At 68.4% G+C, this 7,774-nt stretch carries 9 protein-coding genes; 4 read left to right on the top strand and 5 right to left on the bottom strand.

What is annotated here, in order from left to right:
• Positions 1-324 (bottom strand): hypothetical protein (locus ACTHL4_RS11245; protein WP_440282855.1); only part of this gene is annotated, 324 nt, incomplete at its 3' end.
• A gap of 324 nt (positions 325-648) precedes the next feature.
• Here ACTHL4_RS11245 and ACTHL4_RS11240 point away from each other — a divergent pair.
• Positions 649-1,212 (top strand): hypothetical protein, encoded by a 564-nt coding sequence (locus ACTHL4_RS11240; protein WP_440282854.1) that lies wholly within the window; start codon positions 649-651, stop codon positions 1,210-1,212.
• Between the two features lie 170 nt (positions 1,213-1,382).
• On the opposite strand, the gene ACTHL4_RS11235 is transcribed toward ACTHL4_RS11240, so the two are convergent.
• The 3 genes from ACTHL4_RS11235 to ACTHL4_RS11225 all read right to left on the bottom strand — a co-directional run bounded on the left by ACTHL4_RS11235 (position 1,383) and on the right by ACTHL4_RS11225 (position 5,152).
• Complete coding sequence (locus ACTHL4_RS11235; protein ID WP_440282853.1) at positions 1,383-3,596, bottom strand: tetratricopeptide repeat protein; 2,214 nt, start codon at positions 3,594-3,596, stop codon at positions 1,383-1,385.
• A 12-nt stretch (positions 3,597-3,608) separates the two neighbouring features.
• Complete coding sequence (gene fabI / locus ACTHL4_RS11230; protein WP_440282852.1) at positions 3,609-4,376, bottom strand: enoyl-ACP reductase FabI; 768 nt, start codon at positions 4,374-4,376, stop codon at positions 3,609-3,611.
• 65 nt (positions 4,377-4,441) lie between these two features.
• The gene (locus ACTHL4_RS11225) at positions 4,442-5,152 is read right to left on the bottom strand and encodes a beta-ketoacyl-ACP reductase (protein WP_440282851.1); all 711 of its coding nucleotides are present in this window, start codon (positions 5,150-5,152) and stop codon (positions 4,442-4,444) included.
• A gap of 113 nt (positions 5,153-5,265) precedes the next feature.
• Here ACTHL4_RS11225 and ACTHL4_RS11220 point away from each other — a divergent pair, with 113 nt between their 5' ends.
• Positions 5,266-5,562, top strand: coding sequence for a DUF3099 domain-containing protein (locus ACTHL4_RS11220; RefSeq protein WP_440282850.1), 297 nt, complete (start codon positions 5,266-5,268; stop codon positions 5,560-5,562).
• Entirely contained in the window at positions 5,562-5,780 is a 219-nt protein-coding gene (locus ACTHL4_RS11215) for a hypothetical protein (protein ID WP_440282849.1), read from the top strand. The genes ACTHL4_RS11220 and ACTHL4_RS11215 overlap by 1 nt, the downstream gene beginning before the upstream one ends.
• Here the strand turns inward: ACTHL4_RS11215 and moaA are convergent.
• The gene (moaA, locus tag ACTHL4_RS11210; RefSeq protein WP_440282848.1) at positions 5,777-6,793 is read right to left on the bottom strand and encodes a GTP 3',8-cyclase MoaA; all 1,017 of its coding nucleotides are present in this window, start codon (positions 6,791-6,793) and stop codon (positions 5,777-5,779) included. The genes ACTHL4_RS11215 and moaA overlap by 4 nt on opposite strands.
• A gap of 33 nt (positions 6,794-6,826) precedes the next feature.
• On the opposite strand from moaA, the gene ACTHL4_RS11205 reads away from it, so the two are divergent.
• Positions 6,827-7,636 (top strand): SURF1 family cytochrome oxidase biogenesis protein, encoded by an 810-nt coding sequence (locus tag ACTHL4_RS11205; RefSeq protein ID WP_440282847.1) that lies wholly within the window; start codon positions 6,827-6,829, stop codon positions 7,634-7,636.
• Positions 7,637-7,774 lie beyond the last annotated feature (138 nt).

Genomic DNA, 7,774 nt, shown 5'->3' with positions numbered 1-7,774 from the left:
CTGCTCCATCGCCGTGGCGAACCGCACCCGCTCCCGCGCCGCGGTCAACGTCGAACCGGTCAGCAACTGCACCTCGTGCACCACCGCCCGACACGCACTCTTGCGATGCACCGCAACCTTCTCGGCATACCGCGGGTCATCCACCGGCACACCATGATCAGCGGCCAGGTCCTCCACCAACGCCGACGTCGCATCCAGCAACACCGCATCAGCGAACCCCTTCACCGCCTCCACCGCCAGAATCACGCCACCCAGCCGCTCCCGGGAGAACTCCCTCGGCCCCGCAGCCGCATCGACACGACCGCCCTCAGCGACCAAGGTCATCACCGCATCCGCCACCGACGACGCAAGCTGAGACACGTCCACCAACCGACGATCTCCGCCATCGGTTGCTTCACCGGCCATACCCTTCACCCCCAGTCGTCTACAGAACTTGCTATCTGTGTTCGAGTCTAGGGGTGACCACCGACAACCGATCACCGTACATCGGACCCACTTCGACGGCCTTCATTGGCGTGCGGCTTGATACTGCTGTGCCGCCTGGCTGAGCATGGTTCGCTCCGACAGAACCGTGCTGACGATCGGGAGCTTCCCACCATCCGTCTCAAGCGAGCCGTTGATGTCGGCCGGTCCTGATTGGATCGACGTGTGATCGTCTGCTTGATGGGCCCGGCCGCGTCCGGAAAGTCGACGCTGGCCAAGTTCCTGGAGGCGCAGCAGCCCGAACGGTTCGCACGGGTCCCGGTCGACTACTTCTTCGTGCCACGCGCCGCCGCTCGGACGCCGGCTGACTATTTCGCCACCCCCTTGGCCTACGACTGGGCCGCGCTCGACCGCGCCCTCTGCACTCCGGTCGGCGAACGACGGACCACACCCGACTGCGACTTCGAGCGTTTCGTCCGCCGCTCTCGGTTCGGCGGTCTTCCGATCAATGAGGCACCGGTCTACCTGTTGGACGGAATGCGTCCGCATCCGCGATGCGACGTCCTGGTGATGTTCGACCTCGACGACAGCGAACAACGTCGTCGCCTGGTCGAGCGCGACGCCCGCTGGGGCACGACCGTGGCCGACCGGCGCGAGCACCTGGCAGCGACCTTCGCCGCCGGTTGTGCCGAGCTGCCCACGGCGCCGTGCGTACGCCTCACCGCCACCGATGACCTGGAGCAGAACGCAATGCGGGTCATCGACGCACTCACGACCCCATACTCGTAGGGCCAGGCGGTCACGGCGTTGACTCCGCGGAAAGGCTGCGGAGCCGGACGGTCTGCGTGAAGATCGGACTACCGAGATGCGTCCGGCGCTTCGTAGGGATCCGCTCCGCGGTCACCCAGTCGGAAGGCGGCGAAGGTCTCCGCAGGTCGTTCGCGACATCCGGCATGGGCTCAGTCTCGCGCAGTGCGAGATCGTTCAGCGATCTCGGAGGTGAACCGCGTCAACGAGTTGAGGTAGCGCTGCACATCCGGTTCGGCGCTGATGGTGACCAATTGCGTTGCGGTGTCACGTAATGCCTCAGTGTCCCGGCCGAGGTCATGCAGCGTGAGTGCGCGGAAGAGCACCACGGCACTGTTGTCGGGATAGTCCCTCAGCAACGTGTCGAGTATGGCGAGGGACTCCTCCAGCCGGCCGAGGTGTCGCAACGTGGACGCCTGCTGCAGCAGCGCCCGGTGCCGGTACGGCTCGTCCAGCCGGACACCGACGGCCCGGTCGTACCACTCCAGCGCCTCCGCCTCGCGTCCGGCGGAATCGAGGGTGCCGGCAAGCTCGTACCGCACCCGACCGTCCTTCGGAAACCGTTGGTGCAGAGCCGATGCGGCGTCGATCCGGGCATCGGCGTCGTCGAGCGCCCACACCGCCGCGATCTCCGCTTCTGCCTCGTGCTCGCCACGGGCCGCAACAGCCTTGCGTCGGACCGCAGCCGCGTCGTCCGCCGTCGCGCCGTGCGTCATCAGCCAGTGGTGCAGCTGCGCCCAGTGCGAGTGGGTCATCAACGCGAGCACGTCTCCGTCGTGTGCGGCGCCGAGTAGCCCGGTCAGACCGCTGAATTCGTCGGGCCACGACGCCGTGGGCAGTACTCCGACGTGCGAAAGTCCTTGGCGCATAAGACTTTCCAGATCCTGCATAGACCGACCGCGCAGGTAGTGCTCCTTGTGCTGGATCTGCACTCGGTCGGCACCGAGGCCGGCCAGCTCGCCCATGCGCACCAGGATCTCGTCGGTCCGGTCGCCGCCGGTGCCGAGCCCGAGCTGGAGCTGCGAGCCCGGCCGCACCAGGCCGCGGCCCACGCGCAGCAGCGCCTCCAGCCCGGCCTCGTTGTGTGCCATGTCGAGCACCACCGTGGCCGTGCCGCCCTGCGGGAGCGTGACGGTGTAGATGTTCATCCGGCCGGGGTTCAGCCGGTGATCGGGGGTGAAGGTGCGCAGTCCCTGCGCCACGGCATCCCTCGACAGCCCGGCGCCGAGGCCGGCGGCCGCGCCGGCCAGTGCGTTGGCGATGTTGTGCTCGGACAGGCCGGACAGCGTCATCGGCACATCGACCAGGCTCACCAGGCGGACCGGTGACGCACCCTGCTCCAGCACCGCGATGTCGCCGTCCAGCACGGTGATCCCACGTCCGTGCGCGTCCAGCGCCTCCCGGAGCGAGGGCGATCCCGGGTCCAGGCTGAAGCACCACGGCCGTCCGCCCGCAGTCGAGCGCATCGCCCACACCCGCGGATCGTCGCCGTTGAGCACCACCCAGCCCTCGGGTTTGGTGATCTTGGTGATGATCGCCTTGACCTCGGCCAGCTGGTCGAGGGTGTCGATCCCGTCCATGCCCAGGTGGTCGGCGCTGACATTGGTGACGACACTGACGTCGTTGTATGCCGTGCCCAGCCCGCGCCACAGCATGCCGCCACGCGCGGTCTCCAGCACGCCGAACTGCACACCGGGAGCCTCGAGCACCGCACGTGCTCCGCCCGGGCCGGAGTAGTCGCCCGACTCGACCACCTCGCCCTGCACCAACACGCCGTCGGTCGAACTCCAACCGGTCCGCAGCCCTGCCGTCATACCGAGGTGAGCGATCAACCGGGTGGTCGTCGTCTTGCCGTTGGTGCCGGTCACCGCGACCACAGGCACCTTCGGACGCAGCGCCCGGACACGCTCACCGGGCGGTTCGGCACGCACTCGGGCACCGGCCGCGGCCAGTGTCGGGGTGACAAGCTGCCCGGCCAACAGGTCGTGGAGCACCGGGGCGAGAACGTCCGCGATCACCCTGGCCCGGCCCGCGTGGTTGAGCGCGAAGGCGACCACCACCTCGTCCGGCCCCGCCCCGGCACGCACCCGCACCCCGATGCGGACCACGCCGGCCTCCCGCATCACCAACCGGACGACCCGCTCGACGACACGCAGCACGAAGCCGCGCCGGCCCTCGCTGCCCGGCTCCCCGGGATCACGCCCACGCACCCCGAGGTCGTGGGCCAATGACGTCAGCTGCGGCACCGAGGCAGCGACGAATCCCGGAACGCCCAGCGTCAGTTTGGCGGCGGGCCGGGTGAAATAGAGGTTGGGGCCGCGCAGGATTCGTGCTCCGAGCACCTGCGCGGCGTCCGAGTCGGCCATGACCGGAACCGGTTACTGCCCCATGGCGTGGACGCCGCCGTCGACGTGCACGATCTCACCGGTCGTGGCCGGGAACCAGTCCGACAGCAACGCGACGCAAGCCTGCGCGGCAGGGGCCGGATCGGTGATGTCCCAGCCGAGCGGAGCCCGCTCGCTCCAGACCTGCTCGAACTGCTCGAAGCCGGGGATCGACTTGGCCGCCGTGGTCCGGACCGGTCCTGCGGAGACCAGGTTGGAGCGGATCTGCTTCGGTCCCAGGTCGCGTGCCAGATAGCGGTTGGTCGACTCGAACGCGGCCTTGGCGACACCCATCCAGTCGTAGACCGGCCAGGCGAACTTCGCATCGAAGGTCAAGCCGACCAGGGACGAACCCTCGGTCATCAACGGAAGCGCAGCAACAGCAAGCGATTTCAGCGAGTATGCCGAGGCCTGCAATGCCGTCGCCGCGTCCTCCCAGGTGCCGGCCATGAAGTCGAACGCTCCGGGAGGTGCGAAGCCGATCGAGTGCAGGACACCGTCGAGCGAGTCGAATCCGGCCGCGCTGAGCCGGTCGGCCAGGCTGTCCAGATCGCCCTGCTCGGTCACGTCCAGCTCCAGCACCTGCGGTGTCTGCGGCAACCGCTTGCTGATGGTCTGGGTGATGCGCATGACGCGGCCGAACGATGTCAGGACCACTTCGGCGCCCTGTTCCTGTGCGATCCGGGCCACGTGGAACGCGATGGACGACTCCATCGTGATGCCGGTGATCAACAGTCGTTTGCCTTCGACGATGCCTGCCACGTCGACTCCTCTACTGGGTGCGGTTCAGCTGTCGGTGAGTTGGTGCTGTGCGGTGGTGCGGCGCCTCAGTGGCCCATGCCGAGGCCGCCGTCGACCGGGATCACGGCGCCGTTGATGTAGCCGGCGGCGTCGCTGGCCAGGAAGCGCACGACCTGGGCCACCTCGTCGGGCTCGGCCAGCCGGGCGGCCGGGATCGAGTCCACATAGGCCTTGCGCTGTGCCTCCGGAAGGGCCCGCGTCATGTCGGTGTCGATGAAGCCGGGGGCCACCACATTGGCGGTGATCGCCTTCTTGCCCAATTCGCGGGCGATGGAGCGCGCCATACCGACCAGACCGGCCTTGGACGCTGCGTAGTTGACCTGGCCGGGACCGCCGAAGAGTCCGACCACGCTGGACACGAAGATGATGCGGCCGCCCTTGCGGCGGATCATGCCCTTGGTCGCCCGGCGGGCGCACCGGAACGCTCCGGTCAGGTTGGTCTCCAGCACCCGGTCGAAGTCCTCGTCCGTCATCCGCATGAGCAGCGTGTCCTGGGTGATGCCGGCGTTGGCGACGACCACTTCCACGGGGCCACCGAAATGCTCCTCCGCGGCCGTGAACGCAGCGTCCACCGACGCGGTGTCCGTGACATCGCAGGCAACGGTCGTCGCGCCCGTCGGACCGTCGGTGCCGCTGCGCGAGGTCACCACCACGTCGTCGCCGGCCGCGACGAACGCCTCCGCGATCGCCCGGCCGATGCCTCGGTTGCCTCCTGTGATCAACACGTGCTGCGGCATCTGGCCCTCTCCTCGTCGGTCGTCGCGTGCCTGGCGGCACGACTGCACAGGCTATTGGACTACCGCGCGGTAGCGCGCACGGGCCGCACAGACACCGCGCCTAGACTGAGGCTGTGCCGCGCCGGAACGAACAACCCTCAGTGCAGTCGGCGACCGACCTGCCGATGCCGGGCAAACACGACCTCGACAACCGGATGCGCAACTACGCCATCGCGATGGCCATCCGCACAGCCGCCTTCGTGCTCGCCTACTTCCTGGACGGCCCGCTGCGGTGGATCTGCGTCGTGATGGCGGTGCTGCTGCCCGAGGTGGCAGTGATCGGCGCCAACGCCGCCAACCAGAAGCGCCAGCAGGTGCGCGGGCGTGGGCGGGTCACCGACCAGCGACGGCAACTGCACGGACACCGCTGATGCGGCTGCCCGGCGCGGCTCCCGACCAGCCCACGCAGTGCAGCGCGAAGGGCTGTCGGCGTGAGGCGTCATACGCCTTGGTATGGCGCAACCCGAAGATCCACGCCGAGGACCGGCACAAGATCTGGCTCGCCTGTGACGAGCACCGCACGACCCTCTCTGAGTTCCTGAGCTTTCGGCGGTTCCCCTTGGAGATCAAGGCGATCGACGAGCTCTAGCCGCCAATACTCGACATCGGCCGGTCGGGTTGCTGGAAGTTCGGATCGCCGATCCCGTGACCACGGCGCTTGGCCAGCATCGTCGCGCGGATGAGATCGGCGATCTCCTCGTCGCTCGCGCCGGCCCGCATCGGACCACGCAGGTCACCCTCGTCCCGGGCGAACAGGCAGTTGCGGACCTGGCCGTCCGCGGTCAGCCGCACCCGGTCGCACGCCCCGCAGAACGGCGCCGTGACGCTCGCGATGACCCCGACCGTCGCAGGGCCACCGTCGACGAGGAACAGCTCGGCGGGAGCGCTGCCGCGTGCTTCGTCGGGCAGCGGCGTCAGCTCGAAGCGACGCCCCAGCGTCTCGCGCAACTCTGTCGCGGTCAGCATCGTCTGCCGCTCCCAGGTGTGCCCCGCGTCCAGCGGCATCTGCTCGATGAACCGCAGCGCGAGATCGCGGTCCAGGCACCACTGCAGCAGATCCGCCGGGTCGTCCTTGCCCTTCGGGTCGTGCATGGCGACGGCGTTGATCTTGACCGGCCGCAGCCCGGCGTCCTGGGCGGCCTTGATGCCGCGCTCCACGTCGGCGAACCGGTTGCGGCGGGTCAACTGCTGGAAACGCTCGGGATCGACGGTGTCCAGCGACACGTTGATGCGTTCGAGGCCGGCATCCGCCAGCGGCTGCGCCAGTCGGTCCAGGCCGATGCCGTTGGTGGTCATCGCGATACGGGGCGCGTGCTCGAGCTCGGCGAACCGGCGCACGACGTCGGGCAGTCCCCGCCGCAGCAAGGGTTCCCCACCAGTCAGCCGCACCGACGTGACACCCAGCCGGGTGAAGATGTCCACCAGCCGCACGAGTTCGTCGTCGGTGAGCATCTCCGGCTTCGGCAACCAGTCGAGGCCTTCGGCGGGCATGCAGTAGGTGCAGCGCAGGTTGCATCGATCGGTCAGTGACACACGCAGATCCGTGGCCACTCGACCGAACGTGTCCGGCAGGCCCGCGCCGGTCTTGTCGAGGCTGGTCATAGGACTCCAGGGTAGGACAGTTACCGTCAGAGGGTGCTCCGCAGGCTTCTCACCCGACGCTGGCTGACCTGGTTGTTGATCGCAGTCGTCTGGGCCGTCGCCTGTGTCTTCCTCGGCCGGTGGCAGTGGCACCGCTACGAGGGGAAGTCGCTGTCCCAGCACCAGGTGTCGGACAACTACGACGCCCCACCCGTCGCGGTGACCACCATCCTGCCCGACAAGCGCAGCAAGCTCACCCCGAACGACACATGGCGGCAGGTGAAGCTCGTCGGACATTACGAGCCCGCGAAGAAGCTGCTGGTGCGCAACCGCCCCAATGACGGCTACTTCGGATACGAACTCGTCATACCGTTCCGGCAGGACGACGGGCCGACAGTGCTGGTGGACCGGGGCTGGATCGAGAACGGCCGCACCGCCGCCGCGCCGGAGACCGTCCCGCCGACCCCCAGCGGCACGCTCACCGTCGTCGGCTGGCTGCAACCCGGCGAGCAGGCGACCAGTAACAAGGACGTCCCGGGTCAGGTCTCCTCGATCAACCTGGACCGGATCGCCACGCTCACCCACGACGACCTGCTCACCGGCGGTTACGTGCTGATGCGGACCGAGAAGCCCGCCGCACCGGCGACGAGGAAGGGTCTGGCCGCGCTGCCCAAACCCACTCCCGGGACGTATGCCGGCATCAATCTCAGCTACGCGCTGCAGTGGTGGGCGGCGGCGGTCGGCGGCATCCTCTTCATGCTCTACCGCTGCTGGAAGGAAGAGCAGGAAGCGGTCCACGGGCCCAGACCACCGAAGCCGAAGAAGCCCAAGAAGGTCCGGATCTGGGACGAGGAAGACGCCTGACCGTCGCCGTGCAGAGGTCCGCCTCCGCCCCACGGCGTACCAAAGTCTCCCCAGGGCAGGGTTCGGCACACCAGCCCGCCCCACGGCGTCCCAAAGACTCCCCAGGGCAGGGTTCGGCCCACCACCCCGTACCAAAGT

The sequence above is a fragment of the Flexivirga sp. genome, assembly GCF_051955415.1.
Lineage (GTDB): Bacteria > Actinomycetota > Actinomycetes > Actinomycetales > Dermatophilaceae > Flexivirga.
This window is presented reverse-complemented; position numbering and strand designations above follow the sequence as displayed.